Annotated in this window: 24 protein-coding genes; 20 read left to right on the forward strand and 4 right to left on the reverse strand. The window is 69.8% G+C overall.

The window, feature by feature from the left end; all coding sequences use genetic code 11:
* Nucleotides 1–49: 49 nt before the first annotated feature.
* Nucleotides 50–934 carry a TIGR03854 family LLM class F420-dependent oxidoreductase gene (locus CU254_RS13140; protein WP_009076369.1) on the forward strand — a complete coding sequence of 295 codons (885 nt, stop codon included), beginning with the start codon at nucleotides 50–52 and terminating at the stop codon, nucleotides 932–934.
* An 8-nt stretch (nucleotides 935–942) separates the two neighbouring features.
* Here the strand turns inward: CU254_RS13140 and CU254_RS13145 are convergent, their stop codons facing one another.
* Entirely contained in the window at nucleotides 943–2,469 is a 1,527-nt protein-coding gene (locus CU254_RS13145; protein WP_009076370.1) for an MDR family MFS transporter, read from the reverse strand.
* A gap of 87 nt (nucleotides 2,470–2,556) precedes the next feature.
* Between CU254_RS13145 and CU254_RS13150 the strand changes: the two genes are divergently transcribed.
* Genes CU254_RS13150 through ligD form a run of 3 tightly spaced genes read left to right on the forward strand, consistent with a single transcriptional unit; the run spans nucleotide 2,557 to nucleotide 5,821 of the window.
* The gene (locus CU254_RS13150; RefSeq protein ID WP_009076371.1) at nucleotides 2,557–3,693 is read left to right on the forward strand and encodes a DUF1015 family protein; all 1,137 of its coding nucleotides are present in this window, start codon (nucleotides 2,557–2,559) and stop codon (nucleotides 3,691–3,693) included.
* Nucleotides 3,694–3,734: 41 nt separating this feature from the next.
* Nucleotides 3,735–4,811: an ATP-dependent DNA ligase gene (locus CU254_RS13155; protein WP_009076372.1), complete on the forward strand. Its 1,077-nt coding sequence runs from the start codon at nucleotides 3,735–3,737 to the stop codon at nucleotides 4,809–4,811.
* Nucleotides 4,808–5,821: a non-homologous end-joining DNA ligase gene (ligD, locus tag CU254_RS13160; protein WP_009076373.1), complete on the forward strand. Its 1,014-nt coding sequence runs from the start codon at nucleotides 4,808–4,810 to the stop codon at nucleotides 5,819–5,821. The genes CU254_RS13155 and ligD overlap by 4 nt, the downstream gene beginning before the upstream one ends.
* Before the next feature lie 11 nt (nucleotides 5,822–5,832).
* Here the strand turns inward: ligD and CU254_RS13165 are convergent, their stop codons facing one another.
* Nucleotides 5,833–6,102 (reverse strand): hypothetical protein, encoded by a 270-nt coding sequence (locus CU254_RS13165; protein ID WP_009076374.1) that lies wholly within the window; start codon nucleotides 6,100–6,102, stop codon nucleotides 5,833–5,835.
* A 74-nt stretch (nucleotides 6,103–6,176) separates the two neighbouring features.
* Nucleotides 6,177–7,211, reverse strand: a complete 1,035-nt coding sequence (locus tag CU254_RS13170) for a GTP-binding protein (RefSeq protein WP_009076375.1) — start codon at nucleotides 7,209–7,211, stop codon at nucleotides 6,177–6,179.
* 92 nt (nucleotides 7,212–7,303) lie between these two features.
* On the opposite strand from CU254_RS13170, the gene CU254_RS13175 reads away from it, so the two are divergent.
* From CU254_RS13175 to CU254_RS13230, 12 genes are all read left to right on the forward strand, one after another.
* The gene (locus CU254_RS13175; protein ID WP_009076377.1) at nucleotides 7,304–8,269 is read left to right on the forward strand and encodes a nucleoside-diphosphate kinase; all 966 of its coding nucleotides are present in this window, start codon (nucleotides 7,304–7,306) and stop codon (nucleotides 8,267–8,269) included.
* 22 nt (nucleotides 8,270–8,291) lie between these two features.
* Nucleotides 8,292–8,606, forward strand: a complete 315-nt coding sequence (locus CU254_RS13180) for a hypothetical protein (protein WP_050788165.1) — start codon at nucleotides 8,292–8,294, stop codon at nucleotides 8,604–8,606.
* A gap of 851 nt (nucleotides 8,607–9,457) precedes the next feature.
* The gene (locus CU254_RS13185) at nucleotides 9,458–10,249 is read left to right on the forward strand and encodes a YqcI/YcgG family protein (RefSeq protein ID WP_009076379.1); all 792 of its coding nucleotides are present in this window, start codon (nucleotides 9,458–9,460) and stop codon (nucleotides 10,247–10,249) included.
* Between the two features lie 13 nt (nucleotides 10,250–10,262).
* The gene (locus CU254_RS13190) at nucleotides 10,263–11,081 is read left to right on the forward strand and encodes an arginase family protein (protein ID WP_037713525.1); all 819 of its coding nucleotides are present in this window, start codon (nucleotides 10,263–10,265) and stop codon (nucleotides 11,079–11,081) included.
* 31 nt (nucleotides 11,082–11,112) lie between these two features.
* Nucleotides 11,113–11,973, forward strand: coding sequence for a diaminopimelate epimerase (gene dapF, locus CU254_RS13195; protein WP_009076383.1), 861 nt, complete (start codon nucleotides 11,113–11,115; stop codon nucleotides 11,971–11,973).
* The gene (cysK, locus tag CU254_RS13200; protein ID WP_009076385.1) at nucleotides 11,948–12,910 is read left to right on the forward strand and encodes a cysteine synthase A; all 963 of its coding nucleotides are present in this window, start codon (nucleotides 11,948–11,950) and stop codon (nucleotides 12,908–12,910) included. Before dapF ends, cysK begins: the two co-directional genes overlap by 26 nt.
* 23 nt (nucleotides 12,911–12,933) lie before the next feature.
* Nucleotides 12,934–14,034, forward strand: a complete 1,101-nt coding sequence (locus CU254_RS13205) for a homoserine O-acetyltransferase (protein WP_009076387.1) — start codon at nucleotides 12,934–12,936, stop codon at nucleotides 14,032–14,034.
* 29 nt (nucleotides 14,035–14,063) lie between these two features.
* Entirely contained in the window at nucleotides 14,064–14,801 is a 738-nt protein-coding gene (locus tag CU254_RS13210; protein ID WP_009076389.1) for an SDR family oxidoreductase, read from the forward strand.
* A gap of 31 nt (nucleotides 14,802–14,832) precedes the next feature.
* Nucleotides 14,833–15,732 (forward strand): RimK family alpha-L-glutamate ligase, encoded by a 900-nt coding sequence (locus tag CU254_RS13215; protein WP_009076391.1) that lies wholly within the window; start codon nucleotides 14,833–14,835, stop codon nucleotides 15,730–15,732.
* Nucleotides 15,733–15,769: 37 nt separating this feature from the next.
* Nucleotides 15,770–16,618: an aminodeoxychorismate lyase gene (locus CU254_RS13220; RefSeq protein ID WP_009076393.1), complete on the forward strand. Its 849-nt coding sequence runs from the start codon at nucleotides 15,770–15,772 to the stop codon at nucleotides 16,616–16,618.
* 553 nt (nucleotides 16,619–17,171) lie between these two features.
* Nucleotides 17,172–18,374 (forward strand): MFS transporter, encoded by a 1,203-nt coding sequence (locus tag CU254_RS13225; protein ID WP_050788166.1) that lies wholly within the window; start codon nucleotides 17,172–17,174, stop codon nucleotides 18,372–18,374.
* 322 nt (nucleotides 18,375–18,696) lie between these two features.
* A complete protein-coding gene (locus CU254_RS13230) occupies nucleotides 18,697–19,203 on the forward strand; it encodes a flavodoxin domain-containing protein (protein WP_009076399.1) in 507 nt (168 codons plus the stop codon).
* Nucleotides 19,204–19,207: 4 nt separating this feature from the next.
* Here the strand turns inward: CU254_RS13230 and CU254_RS13235 are convergent, their stop codons facing one another.
* Nucleotides 19,208–19,777, reverse strand: a complete 570-nt coding sequence (locus tag CU254_RS13235; RefSeq protein ID WP_009076401.1) for a TetR/AcrR family transcriptional regulator — start codon at nucleotides 19,775–19,777, stop codon at nucleotides 19,208–19,210.
* 71 nt (nucleotides 19,778–19,848) lie between these two features.
* Between CU254_RS13235 and CU254_RS13240 the strand changes: the two genes are divergently transcribed.
* The 4 genes from CU254_RS13240 to CU254_RS44075 all read left to right on the forward strand — a co-directional run bounded on the left by CU254_RS13240 (nucleotide 19,849) and on the right by CU254_RS44075 (nucleotide 23,291).
* Nucleotides 19,849–20,241, forward strand: coding sequence for a nuclear transport factor 2 family protein (locus tag CU254_RS13240; RefSeq protein WP_037717070.1), 393 nt, complete (start codon nucleotides 19,849–19,851; stop codon nucleotides 20,239–20,241).
* Between the two features lie 183 nt (nucleotides 20,242–20,424).
* Complete coding sequence (locus CU254_RS13245) at nucleotides 20,425–21,627, forward strand: MFS transporter (protein WP_199786228.1); 1,203 nt, start codon at nucleotides 20,425–20,427, stop codon at nucleotides 21,625–21,627.
* 693 nt (nucleotides 21,628–22,320) lie between these two features.
* Nucleotides 22,321–22,905, forward strand: coding sequence for a hypothetical protein (locus CU254_RS44070; RefSeq protein ID WP_199785893.1), 585 nt, complete (start codon nucleotides 22,321–22,323; stop codon nucleotides 22,903–22,905).
* Nucleotides 22,905–23,291 carry a PadR family transcriptional regulator gene (locus CU254_RS44075; RefSeq protein ID WP_234392822.1) on the forward strand — a complete coding sequence of 129 codons (387 nt, stop codon included), beginning with the start codon at nucleotides 22,905–22,907 and terminating at the stop codon, nucleotides 23,289–23,291. The genes CU254_RS44070 and CU254_RS44075 overlap by 1 nt, the downstream gene beginning before the upstream one ends.
* Nucleotides 23,292–23,395 lie beyond the last annotated feature (104 nt).

Genomic DNA, 23,395 nt, shown 5'->3' on the forward strand with positions numbered 1-23,395 from the left:
CCGGGATCCGGTTCTGCCGAGGGGAACGTGCCGACAGAGCGGAGCGAGCGTGGACAAGATCCGGGTGGGGGTGGCTCCGGGACTCGGGACCGGGCCGGCGGAATTCACCGGTTTGGCGGAGGCGACGGAGGCGGCGGGCGTCGACTCGCTGTGGTTGTCCGAGGTGGTGTACTCGCCGGACGTCGACCCGTTGATCGGGATGACGCACGCGCTGGCCCGCACCGAACGGCTCAAAGTGGGCACCGGCGTCGCGATCCTGCCCGGACGCAATCCGGTGCTGGTCGCGAAACAGCTGGTCACGCTGGCCGGGTTGGCTCCGAAACGGGTGCTCCCGGTGTTCGGCCTGCTGCCGGCGCAGCCCGCGGAACGCGCCCTGTTCCCGGTGCCGGAAGGCCGTCGCGCGGCGGTGTTCGACGAGTCGCTCGCGTTGCTGCGGCTGCTGCTCGAACAGGACGACGTGTCCTTCGACGGCGAGTTTTTCCAGGTCGACGGCGTGACGATCGGCCCGCGTCCGGCGAAGCGGCTCGACGTCTGGCTCGGCGGGTCCGCCCCGGCGGCGTTGCGCCGCGCGGGCCGGTTGTCCGACGGTTGGCTCGGCAGTTTCCACACGCCGGAGCAGTCCCGCGCGGCACGGCTGGCGATCCAGGAAGCCGCCGCGGACGCCGGCCGGGAGATCGAATCGGACCACTTCGGACTGAGCATGGTGCTGGCGCCGCACGGAATCCCGGAAAGGCTGCGGGCGGTGGCGCAGCAGCGCAATCCGGGCCGTCCGGCCACCGATCTCGTGCCCACGAGCTGGGCCGAGGCGCGCCGGATGATCGAGCAGCACATCGAGGCCGGACTCACGAAATTCGTGGTCCGGCCGGGATACTCCGGCGACTACCGGCAGTTCCTCGACGATTTCGTGCGCGAACTCGTGCCGTTGCAGAACTAGAACGGGAACTAGAACGTCAGCTGTTCGGTCTTGCGGGGCATCAGCAGCAGCGCGACGACACTCACCACCGAAACGGCGACGATCGCGAGGAACACGTTGTGCGTGGCCCCGGCGAGCGATTCGCGGACGTACGCCGTCGCTGGCGAGTTGTCGTGCGCGCCGCTGAGGACGCGGCTCGTGGCGTCGACGCTCGTCGGAAGGTGTCCGGCGACCGCCGCGGGCGGGTTCGCGAACCGGCCCGCGAGGGTGGCGTTCGCGATCGCGCCGAAGATCGCCGTCCCGACCGCGCTGCCCAGCGAACGGCTGAACATGTTGGTCGCGGTCACCACGCCGCGCCGCTCCCAGCCGACGGTGGACTGCACGGCCACGACCGTCGGGCTCGCCGAAAGCCCGAGCCCGATCCCCACCACGAACACGGCCGCCGCGGCCGTCCAGACCACCGAGTCCGGGCCGAGGAACGCCGCCAGGACCGCCCCGACGAGCAGGAATCCGGTGCCGATCAGCGCGGTGTCGCGGAATCCGATCCGCAGGTAGATCTTTCCGGACAGCGACGCCGCGATGGGCCAGCCGATCGTCAGCGCGGCCAGCGCGAAACCCGCGGTGAGCGCGTCCGTGCCGAGCACGCCCTCGGAGTAGGTGGGCAGGAACGAGCTGAAGCCCAGCAGCACCGCGCCGGTCACGAGCGCGACCAGGTTCCCGCCGATCAGCGTGCGGCGCGTGAACACCCACAGCGGCAGCACGGGTTCCTCCGCGCGCCGCTCGACCAGCACGAACGTGACCAGCATCAGCACGGCGACGGCGAAGATCGCCAGGCTCGGCCCCGACGTCCAGCCCCACGCGACCCCGCCCTCGAGCAGGGCCAGGATCAGCAGTGCGCAGCCGATCGTCAGCAGGGTCGCGCCGACGTAGTCGACCTTGTGCCGCGTGCGTTTCACCTGCTCGGTGAACTTGCGGTAGAGCATCCACGCGGCGAGCGCGCCGAGCGGCAGGTTGACGAAGAAGATCCACCGCCAGCTGAGGTACTCGGCGAACACACCGCCGAGCGTCGGCCCGATCACCGAGGCGACCGCCCACACGCCGGCGAGGTAGCCCTGCACCCGGGCGCGTTCCTCGACCGTGTACAGATCGCCGACCATCGTCATGCTGATCGGCTGGACCGCGCCCGCGCCGATGCCCTGCACCGCGCGCGCCGCGATCAGCACCGGCATGCTCCACGCGACCCCGCACAGCACCGAGCCGAGGAGAAACGCGGCGATGCCGAAGAACATCACCGGGCGGCGGCCGAGTACGTCGGCGAACTTGCCGTACAGCGGCACGGTGACCGCCTGGGTGAGCAGGTAGATCGAGAACAGCCACGGGAACTGGGAAAACCCGCCGAGGTCGCGTACCACGGAGGGGACCGCGGTGGCGATGATGGTGCTGTCGAGGGCCACGAGGCCGGTGCTCAGCATGACGGCGGCGAGGACGGGGCCCCGCTCGGAACGAAGGCCTACGGCGGCGCGTTTCGCCGCGGGCGGACTGCTCGTGCTACCCATGCCGGGAATAAACTCCTTCGCACCGGCAAGCATTCCCCAGCCGATCGATCGGTGCCCGACTGTTCGCCCGGCCGTCATCATGGGGGGATGGACAGATGGGTGCGGCCGATCGAGCGGGGCTGGGTCGTCCAGGGCGCGGTGCCGGGACCGGACGTCGACGAGTTCGCCGAGCCCGAGGCGGTGACGAGGGCGCTCGCGACGGCGCGCGGGGACACGCTGCTGGCCGCGCAGCATCCGGCGCGGACTCCGGCGGCGCTGGCGGCCGGACTGGACGTCGAGGCCGCGCTGCCGGAGGCCCGGGCGACGCTCGAACGGCTGCTGACCGGGCATTACCGGCCGGAAACCGGGTTCGTCGCGGCGTACCGGATCGGCGAGACCATCGCGGGCGTGCTGTGCCTGGTCGACGTCCGCGAGCTGACGTCGGCCGGGGCGCACGTGAAGCACACCGAGGAGGTCTATCCGGAGGTGGTCGCCGAGCGCGCGGCCGTGCTGGACGGCCTCGGGTGCGCGACGAGCGCCGCGTTGCTCGTGCCGGTCGGCGACGCCGCGGAGCTGACCGCGGCGGTCAAGGAAGCGGCGGGTTCGGCGGATCCTGACGTGTCCACTGTGGACCGGGCGGGGCTGGCGCACGAGCTGTGGGTGGTGCGGCCGGGCGAACTGCAGGAACGGCTGCTGGACGCCGCGTCGGCGAGCGATCTGCTGGTGGCGGACGGGAATCACCGGGTCGCGGCGGCGGCCGGGAGCGGGCAGCTGCTGGCCTTGGTCACCGCGGGGTCGCAGCTGGAGATCCGGGCGATCAACCGGGTGCTCCTCGGCACCGGGCACACCGCGGAGAGCCTGTACGCGGCTTGGCAGGCGGCCGGGCTGGACGTGGCCTGGTCGGCGGACGCGACTCCGCCTGGTTGCCCGGGCACGGCGGTGGTACTGGCCGGATCGCGCGTGCTGCGGATGCGGCTGCCCGAATCGGATCCGCTGATCATCGACCACGAGGTGGTGGAGCAAACGCTCCTCGGCTCGGCGCTCGGCCTCGACCCGGACGGCCCGCACGTGCGCCCGCTGCTGCCGGGCAGTCCGGTCCCGCCGGACGCGGACGCGGTGGTGCAGCTGGCCCCGGTGCCGTTCGAGACGGTGCGGGCGGTGCACGCGGCGGGACGGCGGATGCCGCGGAAGGCCACGTATTTCACGCCGAAGCCGCGAGGCGGGCTGGTGCTGGCGCGCTGGTAAAAAGGTGCAGGTCAGCCTCTGGTCCGCTTAGGATCGCGCAGGTGGAGCTACCCCTGATGCCGCCGGTGCGGCCGATGCTCGCCAAAGCCGTGCACGAGGTGCCGCGGGACGGCGGGTTCTGGTATGAGCCGAAGTGGGACGGCTTCCGGTGCGTCGTGTTCCGCGACGGCGACGAGGTCGAACTCGGCTCGCGCAACGACCGGCCGCTCACCCGGTACTTCCCGGAGCTGGTCGAGCTGCTGCGCGACGCGCTGCCGGAGAAATGCGTGGTCGACGGCGAGATCGTGCTGGTCACGCCGCGCGGGCTGGATTTCGGGGCGTTGCAGCTGCGGCTGCACCCGGCGGCCAGCCGCGTCCGGAAGCTCGCGGAGGAGACGCCGGCCAGCTTCGTCGCGTTCGACCTGCTCGCGCTGGGGGAGCGGGACCTGACCGGGGAACCGTTCGCCGAACGGCGGCGGGCGCTGGAGGGGATTTTCGCGCCGTCGACCGGCCTGCAGCGGGTGCACCTGACCCCGCTCACGACGGATCCGGACACCGCGCAGGACTGGTTCACCCGGTTCGAGGGCGCGGGTTTCGACGGGGTCATGGCGAAGCCCGCTGATCTGCCGTACGAGCAGGACAAACGCGTCATGCTGAAGGTGAAGCACGAGCGCACCGCGGACTGCGTCGTGGCCGGTTTCCGGTGGCACAAGGACGGCAAGGGCGTCGGATCGCTGCTGCTCGGCCTGTACGACGAGGAGGGTTCGCTGCACCACGTCGGCGTCGCGAGCAGCTTCACCGCGGCGCGGCGGCGGGAGCTGGTCGAGGAGCTGGCCCCGTGGCGGGAGAACGCGCTCGACGGGCATCCGTGGCGCACCTGGGCGGAATGGCAGTCCGAGGAGGTGCGCCGGCCGGGCACCAACAGCCGGTGGGCTCCGGACAAGGACCTGTCGTGGGAACCGCTGCGCCCGGAACAGGTCGCCGAGGTGCGCTACGAACACCTGCAAGGCGGCCGTTTCCGCCACGGCGGACGATTGGTGCGTTTCCGTCCGGACCGGACCCCGGAATCGTGCACCTACGCGCAACTGGAAGAGGCCGCGCCGGCCGAACTGGCGGATTTGTTCGGGGAGGCCCGATGAGCGGCGTGCCGCTGGAAGTCGACGGCGTGGAATTGACGATCTCCAGTCCGGACAAGGTTTATTTCCCGGAACGCGGAGAAACCAAGCTCGATCTCGTCCGCTATTACCAAGCTGTCGCGGGTCCGCTGCTGGACCGGCTCGGCGGACGCCCTTTGCTGCTGGAACGCTATCCAGACGGTGCGGGCGGAAAATCGTGGTTCCAGAAACGCACACCCAAGAACGCCCCTGCCTGGTTGACCACCGCCGTCGTTTCCACGCCGAACGGCACCACCAGCGACGCACTGGTCGCCGCGGATCTGGCGCACATCCTGTGGGCGGTCAACCAGGGCTGTCTTGGCTTCCACGTATGGCCAAACCGCGCGGCGGCCTTGGAAATCGCGGACGAACTGCGGATCGACCTCGACCCGTCGCCCGGAATCGGCTTCCCGCAACTGCGCGAAGCAGCGGTACTGGTGCGCGAATTCCTCGCTGAGCTGGGGATCGAGGTCTACGTGAAGACCTCGGGTTCGCGCGGCCTGCACCTGTATTCCATGCTGGAACCGCGCTGGGACGGCTACGAAGTACGCGCCGCCGCGGTGGCGTTGGCAAGGGCTTTGGAACGGCGGCATCCCGACCTGATCACCGCACAGTGGTGGAAGGAAGAACGCGGCTCGCGAGTTTTCGTGGACTTCAACCAGAACGCGCCGCATAAGACGGTCTTCGGAGCTTGGTGTGTGCGCCCGAGGGTCGGCGGACAGGTTTCCACGCCGATTGCCTGGGACGAACTGGCGACAGTAGAGCCGGACACCTTGACGCTTTCGACAGTCCCGGCACTGGTCGCCGAACGAGGAGATCCGTGGGCTGGCGCGAACGACCGGCCGCAGTCGATCGAGGCGCTGCTGGAAATGTCGCGAGAGGACCTGGCCGGCGGGCTGATGGACGCGCCGTGGCCGCCGGTGTATCCGAAGATGCCGAACGAACCGCCTCGGGTCGCGCCGAGCCGGGCGAAGAAGGCGCCCGCCGAGGAATGACCCGGCGGGCCTCACCCCAACGGCAGGTCGAACGCCAACTGCTCCTGTGCGCCGACCCCTACCGGCACTCCGGCCAAAGTGCCCGCGCACCCGGGACAAGGCGTGACGTGCCCCGTCCCCGGGGCGGTCAGATCGATCGGTGTCCAGGTGCGCGATTCCCGCTCCCCGCACGCGGACCGCCGGTACCGCAGATCGTCCGCCCGAGTCATCACATGCGCGACCGGATCGTCCTCCGGCAGCGCACCTACGAGGTACCACCGGGCCGCAATCGTCTCCGCCATGGAACTAGTCCTCCAAAGAGGCTGGTCCGAGCTACGAAGACATCCTGCGACTCCGCTGCCGCAAATCCGCGCCTTTACGCTTCTTCGGCGTGGCGCTCTTCCTCGGGCTCGTCCAGATACCGGAGAAACCGCAAAAGGCCCCGCTCGTCCGGCGCTTCGTCTTCGGCCACACACGCCGCGAGCTGCCGCTCAATGGCGCCGGAATCAATCCCGGCCCCGATCAGCACCAGTTCGGTCCGTCGCGGTCCAGTACCCCAGGTCGAGCGTTCGACCTGCACAAACGCGCCGACGGTATGCAATCCGAACCGCGACCGGGACTGGGCAGACCCGAGATCCACCTGGCCCTTGACCCGGTAAAGCCCAGCGGGCCGACTCTCCAGAAACGCGAGAAACCGCCGAGGCGAAAGCGGCCGATCGGCGGTGAACGTCACGCTCTCGTACCGCGCGTGCAAATGCTCGGAATGATCATGTTCCCGCAGATCGTCGAAAGACAACTGTCCGTAGTCTTCCGGAGGCCGGGGATCGAAAAACAACCCCGGATCGACCCGCCCCCGCTCGGTCTCCAGCATCGGCACCCCGGGCGCGTGCTCCTCGACGACGGCCCGGACCTTGGCCAGCACGTCCGCCTCGACCCGGTCGACCTTGTTGAGCACCACCAGGTCGGCCACGCGCAGATGCTCGGTCAGCTCCGGATGCCGCGCCCGCGTGGCCTCGAACTCCACCGCGTCCACGACCTCGACCAGCCCGCCGTACCGGATGTCCGGGTTCTCGCTGGCGATCATCAGCCGCAGCAGGTCGCGGGGCTCGGCGATCCCGCTGGCCTCCACCACGATCACGTCGATGCCGGCCTCGGGCCGCGACAGCTTGCCCAGCATCGCGTCCAGCCCGCTCGCGTCGACCGCGCAGCACAGGCAGCCGTTGCCCAGCGACACCATCGTGTCGACCTGCCCGGCGACCGCGAGCGCGTCGATGTTCACCTGGCCGAAGTCGTTGACCACCACCCCGACCCGGACCCCTTGGCGGTTGGCCAGCAGATGGTTGAGCATCGTGGTCTTCCCCGCCCCGAGAAAACCCGCCACGAGCACTACCGGAACCCGCTGCCTGGCCACGCGTCCACCCTTCCTGTCGTCCGGGCCGCCGACGATACCCGCAGCGGACGCCGGGACGGGGGAAGCCCGGCGCGGGGTGCCAGGATGAGCGGATGATCTGGACGCCGGGCAGGGAGGACCGGGTCGCCGGGATGCCGACGACCGAGCAGTGGCGGCGGTTGTCGGTCGTGCCAGAGAAACGGGAGGTGTTCGGCTGCGACCTGTACTTCCGCGAGGGCTGGGCGGACGTGCTTTCCGTCTTCGGGGACGACGCGGCCGAGGTGCTCGGCGGGCTGGCGATGCTCGTGGCCAAACCGGACGCGGTGGTCGGGCGCAGGCTCGGCCCGATCCTGGAGTACCTGGCGGACAACGGTTTCGTGCCGGTCGCCACCACCCGGTTCGGCTACACCCGGCATTCGATGCGCGAGGTGTGGCGTTACGACTGGCACATCTACACCGTCGACCGGCTCCAGCTGTGCACCTTCTGGTATCTCACCAACGACGTGCTGCTGTTCCTGGCCCGCGACGTGCGCCCGGTCGCGGGATTGCCCGCGACGGTCCGGCTGAGCGAGCTGAAGGGCGTCGGCGATCCGGCACAGCGCCGGCCGCACCATTTGCGCACGAAGCTGAACCCGCCCAACCGGATCCTGAACTTCGTGCACGTCGGCGACGAACCGGCGGACATCGTGCGCGAGCTGACGATTTTCCTCGACCGTCCGGAGCGGCTCCGGTTTCTCGAGGACCTGCGCGCGCACCTGGCCGAGGACCGCACGGCGCGGGCGCGAGCCGAGATCTCCGCCCTCGAAGCGGACTGCCCGGCGCACGACCTGGACCTCGACGCGACGCTGACCCGGCTGGCCCCGCTGGCGGGCGAGGCCGCAGCGGCCCGGTTGCGGCGCGTCGTGGCGGACGGGGACCGGATCAGCTGGGACGAGCTGGCTGAGCTGGTGCCCTTCGAGAAGGCCGACCGCTGGGACGTGATCGTGACAGCGTCGTTCGTGGTGCACAACGAACGTCCGGTGCCGCATGCGTTGCTGCCAGCCGTTTCCGCGGAGGCGTGGACCGCGCAGGCGAGGTAGCGCTGGTTACAGCGGACGCCGCTTGAGCGCGTCCGCAGCCGCGCCGGGGTCGAAGGTACGCGGGGGTGGCGGCGGCTTCGGCCGCGAGAGCTTGTTCAAGCACCGGGAGACCGGTCGGGGAGCCAGCGGCGAGTCCGTTCAGTGTTTCTCGCCGCTGCGCCGGGTCGAGCAGCAGCGCGATTTCCCGGATCAGGTCCGCGGGCTCGTCGGCGACGTGGACGTAGCTGAGGCTGCGGTTGTGCTGGTCCAGCAGGCCGGACGCTGCACGGGCCCGCACGGCAAATCCCTGTCCGGCCAGCCAGTCGAGCACCGGGCGCAGCGAGGCCGTCCGGTTTGACCAGGAGAAGGGCGTGCCGGCGCAGGATCTCCGGGGCCCGGTCGCCGAGAAATCGGGCGGTGTCACGAGCGCCTTCCCGGAAATAGGTTTCGCGCCGGACCAGGTTGCCCGCCGCGCGGAGTTCAGCCGCCGCGTGAAGCACCGATGAGCAGTTCGCCAAGAAATTCCGAACGTTTTCGGCGCGGAACGCCCGCGTACCGAATGTCTACTGTGGACATAGGCGTTTTGTCCGCAGCGACAGCCGGTTTCAGTGGTCCGGACCAGTGGTCGCAAGCGATATCGCAAGCCCGTACTCGCGGATTCCGCCGGATGTCGCAGGCGAATTGGTCGGTTCCGGCGCTTGTCTCGACACATTCCGTGTTATTTCGGGAATTCGCGTAGAATGTTGTTCACCCGGATGGTCGCTGCGCGGGTTTGCCGGGCTCCATAGAGTCTGTGGGGCAGCCCTGGTCCAGTGGGGGAACAACGCCAGCGGCTCCGCGTCGCGGCTCTCGCACACCGCCGCGCCGGGACGGACGGGTGCGGGTGAGCCCCGGACGCGCCGCCGGCGGCACCGGACCGATCGGCTGCGCGAACACCCCGTAATCGCAGAAACCAATCGGCACGCCGCGCCCCGAGCGGCGTGCTTCCGAGCACGAGCACGACCACGCGCGCCACCGTCCGCAGCGGCCGGCGGCGCACCCGTGCCCGGACGATCGACGCCGCACCGGGGCGGCCGTCGACCGGCCGGAATCCGTTCAGCGGGATCGCCGGAGAAACTCCTGCTCGACCGACATCCGCGCGACCGCGGCCCGGCCGGACGGCGGAAAGGACCACGTATCCCGAGGAAGAATATTCCCGGAGGGCCGGAAATGCATCGACTGCTCGAATCCCGCAGCACGACCCTGATCACCCAGCAGGAGGCCGAAACGTCCGGAAACGACTGGCGCGCCCGCGCCTTCCGCGACGTCGAGTCCAAGCTCACCGACCGCGATTTCCCTTGCGTGTTCTCGAGAAACGCGTTCCGGAAGAGGCTGCTGCTGTTCGCCTTCGCCGAGGACGCCGGACCGGACGCGATCGCGAAGCTCGGCGCGGAACTCGCCGATTACGTCGAGCTTTCCCGGAATTGGAACGGTCATCTCGACACCGCGTACCCGTTGCTGATCGTGTTCTCGCCCGCGGCCGTGTCCGCCGGGTCGGTCGCCGGGTACCAGGCGTTCGGCTGGAAGGTGATCCAGAAGCTGCACCACGTCGACCCGGCCCCGTGGCCGGAGAACGTCGGCACCGACCCCGGCGAAAGCTCGTGGTCCATGTGCTTCAACGGAATGCCGTTGTTCTTCAACATGAGCAGCCCCGCGCACGAGGTCCGGCGCAGCCGCAACCTCGGCGAGCATTTCGTGCTCGTGGTCAACCCGCGCGAGCGGTTCGACGCGGTCGCGGGCGACACCCCGAGCGGCCGCAAGGTCCGCAGCAACATCCGGGCGAGGATCGACCGCTACGACGGCGCCCCGCGCGCCCGCCAGCTCGGCTCCTACGGCGTCGCCGGGCTCGAATGGTGGCAGTACGGCCTGCCCGAGGAAGACGTCGACCGCACCGACACCTGCCCGTTTTCCTTCCGGGCAGCCGAAATCGCGCAGCCGGACGGGGCAGCCGCCCCTATCTGATCGGAGACAGGCGATGATGGAAGTGATCGTTTCCCAAGGCCGCATCGGCGACCGCGGCGCGGGAATGATCGAGGGCGCGGCTCGCACGGCGCGGGCGCTGGAAGAGCGGTACGGCGCCGAACCGCGGTACGTCGGCACGCCCGCCGGTCCGGAGGACGACGACTGGCCGGCCAGCCTCCGCGCGGCCGAGAGGACGCTTTCCGGTCTGGCGCAAGCGGTTTCGGCGAGCGTCGCGGCCGGACGGCGGACGGTGCTCGCGGCCAACACCTGTTCGGCCAGCCTGGCGACGCTGCCCGCAGCCGTTCGGGCGTACCCGGACTGCGCGGTGCTGTGGATCGACGCGCACGGCGATTTCCACACCCCGGACACCACGGAATCGGGCTATCTGGGCGGAATGGCGCTCTCCGGCGCGTGCGGCCTGTGGGACAGCGGGCAAGGGGCCGGCGTCGACCCCAGCCGGGTCGTCCTGGTCGGCGCGCGCGATATCGACGCGCCCGAACGCGAGCTGCTGGACAAGGCGGGCGTCCGGATCCTCGCCCCGGCGGACGTCACCGGCGAGCGGGTCGCGGCGGCGGTCGGCGGCGCGCGGGTCTGGGTGCACATCGACTGGGACGTGCTCGAACCGGGCACCGTCCCGGCCGATTACCACGTGCCGGACGGCCTGCTGCCCGCCAAGATCCGCGAGATCCTCGAAGCCGTCCCGGCCGCGGACGTCCTCGGCTTGGAACTGGCCGAATTCGCCGCGACCGGCGACGAAAGCACCGACGCCCGCGCGACAGAGTCCATTGTGGACATGATCGCGCCGGTGTTCGCGACCGCGGCGGTGCGATGAACGAGCGCACGACGACCGGAAGGCGGCGCGGGTGAGCCCTACGCTTGCGTTCACCAAAATGCACGGGTGCGGCAACGATTTCGTCGTACTCGACCTGCGGGACGCGCCCGCGCCGTCGCCGGACCTGTGCCGGGCGCTCGCCGACCGGCACACCGGCGTCGGCTGCGACCTGATCCTCGGGATCCGGCCGCCGCGCAGCACCACCGCGGTCGCGGCGTTCGAGATCTGGACCGGAGAAGGCGAAAGCTCGCTGCAGTGCGGCAACGGCGCCCGCTGCGTCGCCTCCTGGCTCGTCCGGGCCGGGCTCGCGCGTCCGCCGTCGTTCGAAATCGACAGTCCGAGCGGCACGCATCCGGTGAAAGTGCTGGGAGACAACGAGTTCAGCATCGGGCTGACCGTTCCCCGGTTCGCTCCCGAGGAGATCCCGCTGACCGGCTTCGCGGGCCGGGACGGCTGGTACGAGGCGGTGCTGGCGGACGGGACTTCCGTCCGCTTCGCCGCGGCCTCCACCGGCAACCCGCACGCGGTGCTCGAGGTCGACGACGTCGGCGGCGGCTCGGTGGCGCGGCTCGGCCCGGCCGTGCGGGCGCTGCCCGGGCTGCCGCCGACGGTCAACGTCGGGTTCGCCGAGGTCGTCGCGCGCGACCGGATCCGGTTGCGGGTCCACGAGTTCGGCGCGGGCGAGACGCTCGCCTGCGGGAGCGGGGCGTGCGCCGCCGCCGCGGTGCTGATCCGGGCCGGGCGGCTCGGCCGGGACGTCGCGGTCGAGGTGCCCGGCGGCGAGCTGCGGGTCGGCTGGCCGTCCGAGGAGGAGCCGATCGTCCTGGCCGGTCCGGCCGTCACTGTGTACGAAGGAGGTTTCCGTCATGCCGCTGTACTCCAGCATTCTTGACGCGATCGGCCGCACGCCGATCGTGCGGCTGAACCGGATGGCGCCCGGGCACGTCTCGGTGTACGTCAAGGTCGAATCGTTCAACCCGGGCGGTTCGGTGAAGGACCGGCTGGCGCTCGCCATCGTTCTCGACGCCGAGGCGCGGGGAGCGCTCAAGCCCGGCGACACGATCGTGGAGTGCACGTCCGGGAACGTCGGCATCGCGCTGGCGATGGTGGCGGCCGCGCGCGGGTACCAGTTCGTCGCGGTTCTCGGCGACACGTACTCGGTGGAGCGGCGCAAGCTGATCCGCGCGTACGGCGGCAAGGTGCTGCTGTTCCCCGGACACCTCGGCAGCCTCGGCGGCAACCGGATCGCCGACGAACTGGCCGAGAAGCACGGCTGGTTCCGCGCCCGCCAGTTCGAGAACCCGGCGAACCCCGCGTACCACCGGGAGACCACGGCCGCGGAGATCCTGTCCGACTTCGCCGGGAAACGGCTGGACACGTTCGTCACCGGATTCGGCACGAGCGGCACCATCACCGGTGTCGGGCAGATGCTCAAGCTCGCCCGCCCGGACGTGCGGACCGTCGTGCTGGAGCCGGAAAAGGCGGCCGTGCTGGCCGGACAGTCCTGGAATCTGCACCAGCTGCAGGGCCTGGCTCCGAACTTCGTTCCCGGCGTCATGGACCGCACCGTGATCGACGAGCTGGTGACGATCGACGACGAGCTGGCCAGGGACACCGCGCGCCGCCTCGCCGCCGAGGAGGGGATCTTCGCCGGCATGTCCGCGGGCGCGACCCTCGCCGCCGCCCTGCGCGAAGCGGAGAACTCGCCCGAGGGCGCGGTGCTGCTCGCGATGCTGCCCGACACCGGCGAACGGTATCTGTCCAGCTTCTGGTTCGAAGGGATCAGCGACGGTTCGGACGACGAATGGCTGGCCTCGCTCGGCGAGTGACGCACGACCACTGGGGACGCCTGATGCACGAGTTCATTCCTCCGGCCACGCGGTTCGCGCGGCTGCCGGAGAGCTTCGCGATGAAACGCGGCGGCGTGCTGCACGGCGCGCGGGTCGCCTACGAGACCTTCGGGCAGCCGTCCCGAGCCGGGGACAACGTGGTGCTGCTGCTCACCGGGCTCTCGCCGAACGCGCACGCCGCGTCCAGTCCGGAGGACCCGAGCCCGGGCTGGTGGGAGTCGATGGTCGGGCCGGGCAAGCCGATCGACACCGGCCAGTGGCACGTGGTCTGCGTGAACTCGCTCGGCGGCTGCCACGGATCGACCGGGCCCGCTTCGACGGATCCGGCGACCGGGCAGCCGTACCGGCTCGGGTTTCCCGAACTGTCCATTGAGGACATCGCGGACGCGGCGGCGCATACGGTGCGGCACCTGGGTTTCGAGCGGCTGGCGTGCGTCGTCGGCGCGTCGATGGGAGGGATGAGCGCGCTGGCGTTGCTGGCCCGGCATCCGGAGCTGGCGCGCAGCCACGTCAGCATCTCCGCGGCGGCGCAGTCGCTGCCGTACTCGATCGCGATCCGTTCCCTGCAACGGGAAGCGATCCGGTCCGATCCACTGTGGAACGACGGCCGCTACGTTCCGGAGCGCTACCCGGAACGCGGAATGCTGACCGCGCGCAAGATCGGCATGACCACGTACCGGTCGGCTCAGGAATGGGAACGCCGGTTCGGCCGCGAAAGATCCGGGCCAGGGGAGACCGGGTTCGGACCGGAGTTCGCCGTCGAGTTCTACCTGGACCATCACGCGCGCCGCTTCGTGCGCCGGTTCGATCCCAACAGCTACCTCTATCTCAGCCGCAGCATGGACTGGTTCGACCTCGGCGAACTGTGCGGCGGCACCGCCGAGGCGCTGGCGGCGCTGCGGGTCGACCAGGCGCTCGTGATCGGCACACAGACCGACGTCCTGTTCCCGCTGCACCAGCAGCGGGAGATCGCCGACGGACTGCGGGCGGGCGGCGCGGACGTGGAGTTCCTCGCGCTGGAGTCCGATCTCGGCCACGACGCGTTCCTGGCGGACCTCGACAGTTTCGGTCCGCCGGTGGCGAAATTCCTGTCCACCCTGTGACCGCCGCACCGAGAAGAGAGCGAGACGATGTGGAGAGCACCATCGCGCTGGTCACCGGCGCCAACCGCGGCATCGGGTTCGAGATCGTGCGCCAGCTCGCCGAACGCCGCGTCCGCGTGGTGCTCAGCGGGCGGGACGAAGCGGCGGTCGAGACGGCCGCGGCGGGATTGCGCGACGCGGGCCTCGCCGTCGAGGGGCTTCAGCTCGACGTGACGGACGCGAAGAGCATCGAGGCTGCCGCGGCGGAGCTGGAAACCCGCTACGGAAAGCTCGACATCCTGGTCAACAACGCGGCCGTGCGGATCGAGAAGTACGGCAAACGGCCGTCGCAGCAGACGCTGGCCGAATGGCGGGAAACCTTCGACACCAACCTGTTCGGCCTGGTCGAGACGACGCTGGCGCTGCTGCCGCTGATCCGGAAGTCGGCGGCCGGGCGGATCGTCAACGTGTCGAGCCTGCTCGGGTCGCTGACCCTGCACAGCGATCCCGAGTCCTACACCTACAGCGACACCTTCAAGGCGCTTCCGGCTTACAGCGCCACGAAAAGCGCGGTGAATTCGTGGAGCGTGCACCTGGCGTACGAACTGCGGGACACGCCGATCAAGGTCAACTCGGCCCACCCCGGCTACACGAGAACCGGAATGAACGACGGGGCCGGCGACCAGGAGCCGCCCGACGGCGCCGTGACCAGCGTCGAACTCGCCCTGCTCGACGAGCACGGCCCGACCGGCAGCTACGTGCACGCCGGGAAGGTCCTGCCGTGGTGACCCGCACCGTCCCGATCGGGGGAACTGCTCGATGACCACTGTCGCACTCGTGACCGACCGCGTCAGCCTGCCCATCGACTACGACATGCCGCTGCTGCGCGAGGCCTGCACGAAAGTCGGTCTCGACACCGAGGTCTGCCAATGGGAGGACCCTGAGGTCGACTGGGCGCGGTTCGACGCGGTCGTGCTGCGCTCGCCGTGGAACTACGTCGACCAGTTGCCGGACTTCCTGGCGTGGTGCCAACGGGTCGAAGAGGCGACGCTCCTGCTCAACCCGCTCGCGGTCGCCAGGTGGGCGCTGGACAAGTCCTATCTGGCGGATCTGGCCGCGCTCGGCGTCCCGGTCGTGCCGAGCCGGTTCGCTTCGTCGGGGGACGATCCCGACGTCGTGGTGCGGGAAGTGCTGGACAAGCATCGCGACGCGATGGAAATCGTCGTGAAGCCGGGAATCGGCGCGTATTCGCGCAATGTCCGCCGCTTCCCCCGGCCGGCGGCTTCCGAGGCCGCCGCGCATCTGTCGAAGCTGTTCGGCGAGGGCGGGCACGCGCTCCTCCAGCCGTATCTCGAGTCGGTCGACCGGAACGGCGAAACGAACCTGATCTACTTCGACCGGCAGTACAGCCACGCGATCCGCAAGGCCGCGATGCTGCTGCCGGACGGAACCGTGCACGTTCCGACGCTCGACTTCCGCACCCCGCGCGTCGCCGACGAGGACGAACGCGCGGTCGCCTCGGCCGCCCTCGACGCCGCCGCGAGCCATCTGGGCCTGGACCGTCCGCTGCTGTACGGCCGGGTCGACCTGGTCCGCGACGACCGGGGACAGCCTCGGGTGCTGGAACTCGACATCTGCGAACCGTCTCTCAACCTGCCGTTCGGCGACGGCAGCGCGCTGCGGTTCGCCACCGTTCTCGCCGAGCGGGTCGGGGCCTGATCCTCCCGTTCGGCCTCCGTGACGAAAGGATTGCGACGTGCGTGTTCTTGGCTACCTGGACGGCACCGTAGCCGACCCGGACGATCCCCAGATCAAGGTCGCCGACTTGGGCTTGCTCCGCGGGGACGGTGTGTTCGAGACCGTCCTGATCGAGGACGGCGAACCGAGGGAACTGGACCTGCACCTGGACCGCCTCGCCCGTTCGGCGCGGATGATGGAACTGCCCGAGCCGGACGACGCGCAGTGGGAACGGGCCATCCGCGCGGTGGTCGACGCCTGGCCCGACGACAGCGAAATCGCGATGAAGCTCATCTACACCAGGGGACTGGACAGCGAACCCGATTCCCCTCCGACCGCCTTCGCGCTCGGCCTCGAAATCAGCCCGAGAATGCTGCGCGAACGCACCGAGGGGATCGCCGCGATCACCCTGGAACGCGGCATCGAACCCGGTCTGGCCGAACGCGCGCCGTGGCTGCTGCTGGGCGCCAAGACGCTGTCCTACGCGGTCAACATGGCCGCCCTGCGCGAGGCGGACCGCCGCGGCGCGTCGGACGTCATCTTCACCGCGACCGACGGTTCGGTGCTGGAAGGCCCGACGGTTTCGGTGGTGCTCGTGCGCGACCGGACCCTGTACACGCCGCCGCCGATCATCGGCATCCTCCCCGGGACGACGCAGGCCGCGGTCTACCGGGGAGCCGAACGGGCCGGTTTCACGGCGAAGATCGAGAGGCTGACCGTGGACGATCTCTTCACCGGGGACGGGGTTTTCGTCGCGTCGTCGGTCCGGAAACTGACGCGCGTGCACACCCTGGACGGCAAGCACCTGCCCGACTCGACCGAATTGCACCGCGAATTGAGCGCGGCCTACGAATCCGTGTACCGGTAAGGCTCGGGTACCGGTAAGGCTGTTGCCGACCTGGCTCGCGACGGGGCAAGATCGGAAGCGGTGATTCCGCCCGTCCCGCCGCCTGCGTTTTCGGTGGGCGGGCTGGAATATTCCGGCTGATCCGGCGGTGCGCCGGGGAGGGGGCCTGATGAGCGGTTCTGCGGGCGGGTTCCGGCGTACGGGGCGGACATGACCTCGCGGCGGGGTGGCCGGTCCGGTCGTTGTCGGGCCGGTGCGGTGGTCGGCTGGGGCGTTTACCGCGTGGGGCTCGGTTCCGGGGTCGGTCCTGGCTCGCGAATCGCGTCTGCCGGGCTTGTCGGTGCGGAGGTTGTGGCAGGACCATTCGCCTCGCTGTGGGGGCGGCCGAGCGGGGGAGGGCGCTGCGGTTTGAGCCGAGTGTGGCCTTTCGGCCTTGGCGAATTCCCTTGGGTGCCGGTGTCGACTGGCACGGAGGCTGTCGCATGACCGCCCTGCGTCCTGAGCCGATCCCCGCCAGCAACCGCGTTCCGCAAACCGCTCTCTGGCCCTCAGCACGACTAGCGGAGGTTGCCGCATGACCGCTCGCCCCGGCCCCGCCGCTCCCGCCTCTGAACGGGCGACTCCGCTGCGCCCCGCGCTCATCCTGATCGGCGTCCTGCTGATCGCGACGAACCTGCGTGCCGCCATCACCAGCCTCGGCCCCATCCTCAGCCTCGTCCAAGCCGACCAGGGGCTTTCCTCCGTCGCCGCCTCGGTGCTGGTCAGCGTGCCGCTCATCGCGTTCGCCGTATGCTCGCCGATCGCGCCCAAGGTCGCCGCGAAGCTGGGGCTCGAGCGGGCGCTCGGCGCGGCGGTGCTGCTGCTCGCGATCGGCATTCTGCTGCGCTCCACCCCGCCGCAGGTGCTGCTGTGGGTCGGCACCGCGCTGCTCGGGGTTGCCATCGCGATCCTGAACGTCCTGCTTCCGGCGCTCGTCAAACGTGATTTTCCCACCCGGATCGGGCCGATCACCGGGACGTACACCGCGGTCCAGTCCGGGGTCGCCGCGATCGCCGCCGGGGTCGCGGTTCCGCTGGCCGGGCAGCAAGCGGGCGGGTGGCGGTTGTCGCTGGGGGTGTGGGCCGGGCTCGCGCTCGTTGCGCTCGGGGTTTTCCTGCCGCAGTTGCGTCGTTCCGCTGCCGCGCCTGCCCTCGCGCGGACGACCGGTGCTGCGCGGCCGTGGACTAGCGCGCTGGCTTGGCAGGTCACCATTTTCATGGGGCTGCAGTCGCTTGCCTTCTATGTGCTGGTGACCTGGCTGTCGTCGATCGAGCACGCGGCCGGGATCAGTTCCGTGACCGCTGGGTTCCATCAGTTGTTGTTCAATCTTTCCGGACTTGCTGGCAGCTTGGTGTGCTCCGCGCTCATTCATCGGCTGCCGGATCAGCGGGTGGTCGCGATTGCCGGGTCGTTGCTGTTGACGACCGCGTTGACTGGGCTTTTGGCGGCGCCTGGGGCCGCGGTGTTGTGGGCGGTGATGGCCGGGTTCGCGGGCGGGACGACGTTGGCGTTGGCGTTGTCGCTGTTTGGATTGCGTACCAAGGATTATGCCGACGCTGGGGCGTTGTCCGGGATGGCACAGTCGGCCGGGTACACGCTTGCTGCGGTGGGGCCGGTTGTTATTGGGGCGGTGCATGATGTTGCTTCGTCTTGGACGCCTGCGCTTGGGGTGTTGATTGGGCTTGCGTTGGTGCAGACGGTTTTTGGGGGGTTGGCTTCTCGTCCTCGGACGTTGTGACGGCTCGTCGCCCTGGCGGGCGACATTGCTTTTGGTGGGTTGCGTGGGGCACCCCGAATTTTCATTGTGCTGACGGGCAGCGGGTGCTTGTCAAGGCGGGAAAGATGCCTTGACAAGCACCCACCGCCCGCAGGGAGGCTTCGTATCGGGGTTGGGGGAGGGGCTGGGTGCCCCCGGTGGTTGGGTGCGTCGGCGGCGGTTTGGTTGGTGCCTCGGTGGTTGGGTGCATCGGCTGCGGTTTGTTGGGTCTGGCTGTCGTTGGGGTGGCGGGCCGCGGTTGGTGGAGCGGGCGCGAGTCGCTGCTGGGGTGGACAATGAGGGCATGATCAACGTCCTCGTCGCGTATGCGGGCAAGCATGGCGGCACTCGCGAGATCGCCGAAGTCGTCGGCGAGGAGTTGCGTGCTGCCGAGTTTGTGGTGGACGTGCGGGATGCGGGCGAGGTCGACAGCGTCACGGAGTACGGGGCGGTGGTGGTGGGCAGCGCCCTTTACTACGCGCGGTGGCGGCCTGAGGCGGTGCGGTTGCTGGAACGCCACACCGAAGCGCTGCGGGAGCGCCCCGTTTGGCTGTTCCACAGTGGACCGTGTGGTCCGGGGGCGAATATCACCCGGGTGAGTCTCCCCGCGCGGGTGACGTTGCTGGCCGCCGCGATTGATGCGGGGCGTACGGAGACGTTTGGCGGGCGGCTTGATCCGGCGCTGGCCGACGGGGTGCTGGAGAAGCTGATGGCACGCGGCAGCCGGGCCGGGGATTTTCGCGACTGGGAGCGGATTCGGGCTTGGGCACGGGACATCGGGCGTCGGGTGCAGTCGCGCGTCGCGATTTGAGGCGTCAGGACGCGCCTAGTACTCGCAGCACCGTGGCGGACAGTTCTTTTTCGGCTTCAACCGGGGAAAGTCGTCCGGCGTCAGCCTCGGTCGCGGCGGCGTGGCCTAGTTGGATGATCACCGTGACCAGCCAGTCCGACGGCGGCTGACGGTCGAACTCGCCGGCGTGTTGCCCGCGTTCGACGATCCTTCGCAAGCGGTCGGCGACTGGCTCGTGTTGCTCGCGTCCCTCCTCTGCGGAGGTTGCCGTCGAGGAGAACCGGCGCAGCAGCATCGGATAGCGCGCGGACGCTCGGCGCGCGGCGGCGAGTACCCGCAGGATCGCGTCCGCGGCTGGGCCGGTGTCCGGGCCCGCGGCGTCCATCGCGTCGACGGCTTCCTCGGTGAGCCGGTCGAGCACCGCCGCCAGAAGCCGTTCACGGGACGGGAAATGGGCGTACACGGTCTGGCGGGTGACGCCCGCCGCCGTGGCGATGCCTTCGACGCTCGCGTCCGGATCTGCTTCCAGCACGTCGAGCGCCGCGTCGAGGATCGCGGCACGGCTGCGTTGGGCGTCAGCGCGGAGTTTTGCCATCTCTTACACCTTGTCAAACTTGGCCTCACCGGATATCTTACAGTGTGTCAGAGTTCATCTGGGAGGGGTTCATGGACACGCTCGAACGCACAGATCCGAAGGAATTCATCGCACGCTTCTTCACGTCGTTCACCGACGATCTGGTGCGCACCGACGAGGACGCGGCGACGGTGGTCGACCGCTATCACACGCCCGACGTCGTGCAGATCGCCGACGGGGTCCGGATCGACCGCGAACGGCTGGTCGCGCATTGCCGTCCGGTGCGGAAAAACCGGCCGGAGAGCCGGATCGAAGTTCACGAGGCGATGGCCGACGGGGATCGCCTCGCCGCGCGGTACACGCTGCACGTTCGCCAGCGAGGAAAGGAGCTCGAGATCGAAGTGTCATTCTTCGGACAGTTCACCGAGGACGGCCGGATGCGCGAGGCGCACCTGCTGACTCGCTCGGCGAAAGCGCCCGAGTAACCCGATTTCTCCGCTTTTGCTTGGTATGTCAGGGATGCGCTGAGTCCACATGCGACTCTTGCCTCGCCGCCGCACCGGGTGTAGACCAAGCCGGTGACCGAAAACGCAGCCGGGGGCAAGGAAAAACGCAAGCTCAACGCCGATCAGCGGAACTCGTTCCTCGCCGCGTGGCTCGGCTGGAGCATGGACGCGTTCGACTATTTCCTGGTCGTGTTCGTGCTCACGGACATCGCCAAGGACAAATCGTTCGGGGCCACGGCCACCCAGCTGGCGTTCATCACCACCGCGACGCTCGTCATGCGCCCGGTCGGCGCGCTGCTGTTCGGGCTGTGGGCGGACCGGTCCGGCCGACGGATCCCGCTGATGGCCGACGTCCTGCTGTACTCGCTGGCGGGGGTGTTGTGTGCGGTCGCGCCGAACTTCACCGTGCTGCTGATCCTGCGGTTCGTCTACGGCATCGGCATGGGCGGTGAATGGGGCCTGGGCGCGGCGCTCGCGATGGAGAAAATCCCGGTGGAGCGGCGCGGGTTCTTCTCGGGACTGCTGCAAGCGGGTTACTCGGCCGGATACCTGCTGGCCGCGCTGGCGTATCTGCTGTTCCACACCGCGCTCGGCCTGGAGTGGCGGTGGATCTTCGTGCTGAGCATCTTCCCGGCGCTGATCAGCCTGCTGATCCGGGCGCGGGTCAAGGAATCGGAGGTGTGGGAGGCCGCGCAGGAGAAGATGCGCGTCACGCGAACGTCGGTCAAGGACGTCCTGTTCAACCCGAAGGTCCTGCGCCGGTTCGGGTACCTCGTGCTGCTGATGACCGCGTTCAACTGGATGTCGCACGGCACGCAAGACATTTACCCGAGCTTCCTGAAGGCGACCGACCACGGCGGGGCCGGCCTGAGCGCGGCGACCAGCACGTGGATCGCCGTGCTGTACAACGTCGGCGCGATCATCGGCGGCCTGGTCTTCGGCTCGCTGTCGGAACGCTTCGGCCGCCGGATGACGATCGTCGGCGCCGCGGTGCTGGGCCTGCCGATCATCCCGATCTTCGCCGTCGACCACGGAGCCGGAATGCTCGCGCTCGGCTCGTTCCTGATGCAGGTCATGGTGCAGGGCGCGTGGGGCGTCATCCCCGCCCACCTCACGGAAATGTCCCCCGACGCGATCCGCGGCTTCTTCCCCGGCGTCACCTACCAGCTCGGCAACCTGCTGGCCGCACTGAACCTGCCGCTCCAGCAGGGCATCGCGCAGTCACAGGGCTACACCGCCGCGCTGCTGTGGACAGTGATCCCGGTGCTCATCGCGGTCGCCGTGCTGACCTCGCTGGGCAAGGAAGCGAAATCCATCCGCTTCGGCGGCGAAGGCGCGACCACCGCCCCAGCCGGAACCTCCTGACCTTTCCGCCCGCCGGGTTCGAGCAGCCTTGCCGTCGAACACTCGCCGATATATCGTGGGCATATCGGCGATCGTTCGACGAAGGAGGACTCATGACACCCACCGCAGGCGGAGAACACCTGTTCCGAGGCTTCGGCGGCCCGGAACGCTTCGAGGGGCACGGGATGCCGTTCGGCTTCGGCCGGCCTGGACCAGTTCGCCCTGGGGACGAGGGCCGAGCGAGGCCGGACGCGCCCGGCGAGGGGAGAGGGCGACATCCGGGCGGACCGGGGGAAGGGCACGGGTGGCCTTGGGAAGGCGGTCCGGGCGAGGGGCACGGACGTCCGGCCGGGTACGGCGACCTGGAGGCCTGGTTCGGACGCGGCTGGGCGGGCTTGTTCGGCGGGCGAGGCCTGGGCTTCGGCCAGCACGCCGTGTTCGGCGGACCCGGGGCCAGGTTCGGCCAGTCCGGGCTCTTCGGCGCACCGGGAGTCGCGTTCGGCTGGCCTGATCATCTGGGCCGCCCTGGGGGCGAGCCGGGCGATCACCATGGCGGGCCGGGCGAAGCGGGGGAGCATCATGCGCACCCCGGCCAGCCGGGAGGGCCAGGGGAGCAGCACGCGCTCCCGGGAGAACAGGGCGAGTGTTCCGGCGACCTGGGCGGATCAGGGGACCACGGCGCGCTCCCGGGCCATCCTGACGAGCATTCCGGCGATGCGGGTCATCCGGGCGAGCACCCTGGCCACCTGGGTCATCCGGGCGGGCATCCAGCGCACCTGGGCCACGTGGGTCATCCGGGCGGGCATCCAGGGCATCCAGGCCCCCTGGGCCACCTGGGACATTTGGGCGAGCATCCAGGGCACTCGGACCATCTGGGACATTTGGGCGGGCATTCAGACCACCTGGGCGACCTGGGACATTTGGGTGGGCATCCAGGGCGCCCGGGCGACCTGGAGCATCTGGGTGGGCATCCAGGGCATCCGGGCGACCAGGGACATCCGGATGAGCACCCCGGTCACCCGGGCCACCCCGGTGGAGCCTGGGACGGCATCTTCTTCGAGGCCCGCGGCGGCTTCCCTCCCGTGCCTCCCGGTCCTCCTGGGCCGCCCGGGCCGCCGCATCGGCCGGGGTTTCCCGGGTTTCCTGGTTTCCCCGGTTTTCCCGGCGGGCCGGGAGGGCCCGGCGGACCAGGAGGGTTCTTCGGCGGGCCACCCCGCGGTGGACGAGGCCCAGCCCGTCCGGTGCGGCCGGCGGTGCTTGCTCTCCTGGCCGAGGAGCCTCGCCACGGATACCAGCTGATGCAGGAGATCCGCCGCCGGACGAATGACGAGTGGCGGCCCAGCCCGGGGTCCATTTATCCGATCCTGCAGCAACTCGAGGATGAAGGCCTGGTCCGCACGGCGGAGGAGGGCGGACGCCGCGTCGCGCATCTCACTGAGGCGGGGCGGGAGCACGTCGCGGGGCGCGAGGAGGAGTTCGCGGCGCTTTGGGAGTCTTCGGCTCGCGAGGAGCCGGGCGCGGACCGGTTTGCGGCGCTGTATCAGCAGATTGGCGAGCTGGCCGGGGCGGCGGCGCAGGTCGCGCACACCGGCAGCGAGGCGCAATGCGCCGAGGCGCGAAAGGTGCTTCGCGAAGCCCGGCGCAAGCTGTACGCGTTGCTCGCGGACGACGACTCCGACGAATAAAACCCGCCGGTTGGCGAGTCCATTGTGGACTTGCCAACCGGCGGTACCTCGGGGCACAACCGGAGGTGGTCCGAGCGCGCGTGTCGGTTGTTGGACGCCAGCGC

Source organism: Amycolatopsis sp. AA4, from assembly GCF_002796545.1.
In the GTDB taxonomy this organism is placed as follows: Bacteria; Actinomycetota; Actinomycetes; order Mycobacteriales; family Pseudonocardiaceae; genus Amycolatopsis.

Excerpts from the sequence above, each read along its gene's own strand:
- CU254_RS13145 (WP_009076370.1), bottom strand. The coding sequence starts at position 2,469 with ATGGGTAGCACGAGCAGTCCGCCCGCGGCGAAACGCGCCGCCGTAGGC.
- CU254_RS13150 (WP_009076371.1), top strand. The coding sequence starts at position 2,557 with ATGGACAGATGGGTGCGGCCGATCGAGCGGGGCTGGGTCGTCCAGGGC.
- ligD (WP_009076373.1), top strand. The coding sequence starts at position 4,808 with ATGAGCGGCGTGCCGCTGGAAGTCGACGGCGTGGAATTGACGATCTCC.
- CU254_RS13165 (WP_009076374.1), bottom strand. The coding sequence starts at position 6,102 with ATGGCGGAGACGATTGCGGCCCGGTGGTACCTCGTAGGTGCGCTGCCG.
- CU254_RS13175 (WP_009076377.1), top strand. The coding sequence starts at position 7,304 with ATGATCTGGACGCCGGGCAGGGAGGACCGGGTCGCCGGGATGCCGACG.
- CU254_RS13185 (WP_009076379.1), top strand. The coding sequence starts at position 9,458 with ATGCATCGACTGCTCGAATCCCGCAGCACGACCCTGATCACCCAGCAG.
- CU254_RS13190 (WP_037713525.1), top strand. The coding sequence starts at position 10,263 with ATGATGGAAGTGATCGTTTCCCAAGGCCGCATCGGCGACCGCGGCGCG.
- cysK (WP_009076385.1), top strand. The coding sequence starts at position 11,948 with ATGCCGCTGTACTCCAGCATTCTTGACGCGATCGGCCGCACGCCGATC.
- CU254_RS13205 (WP_009076387.1), top strand. The coding sequence starts at position 12,934 with ATGCACGAGTTCATTCCTCCGGCCACGCGGTTCGCGCGGCTGCCGGAG.
- CU254_RS13215 (WP_009076391.1), top strand. The coding sequence starts at position 14,833 with ATGACCACTGTCGCACTCGTGACCGACCGCGTCAGCCTGCCCATCGAC.
- CU254_RS13225 (WP_050788166.1), top strand. The coding sequence starts at position 17,172 with ATGACCGCTCGCCCCGGCCCCGCCGCTCCCGCCTCTGAACGGGCGACT.
- CU254_RS13230 (WP_009076399.1), top strand. The coding sequence starts at position 18,697 with ATGATCAACGTCCTCGTCGCGTATGCGGGCAAGCATGGCGGCACTCGC.
- CU254_RS13235 (WP_009076401.1), bottom strand. The coding sequence starts at position 19,777 with ATGGCAAAACTCCGCGCTGACGCCCAACGCAGCCGTGCCGCGATCCTC.
- CU254_RS13240 (WP_037717070.1), top strand. The coding sequence starts at position 19,849 with ATGGACACGCTCGAACGCACAGATCCGAAGGAATTCATCGCACGCTTC.
- CU254_RS13245 (WP_199786228.1), top strand. The coding sequence starts at position 20,425 with ATGGACGCGTTCGACTATTTCCTGGTCGTGTTCGTGCTCACGGACATC.
- CU254_RS44070 (WP_199785893.1), top strand. The coding sequence starts at position 22,321 with ATGCGGGTCATCCGGGCGAGCACCCTGGCCACCTGGGTCATCCGGGCG.
- CU254_RS44075 (WP_234392822.1), top strand. The coding sequence starts at position 22,905 with ATGCAGGAGATCCGCCGCCGGACGAATGACGAGTGGCGGCCCAGCCCG.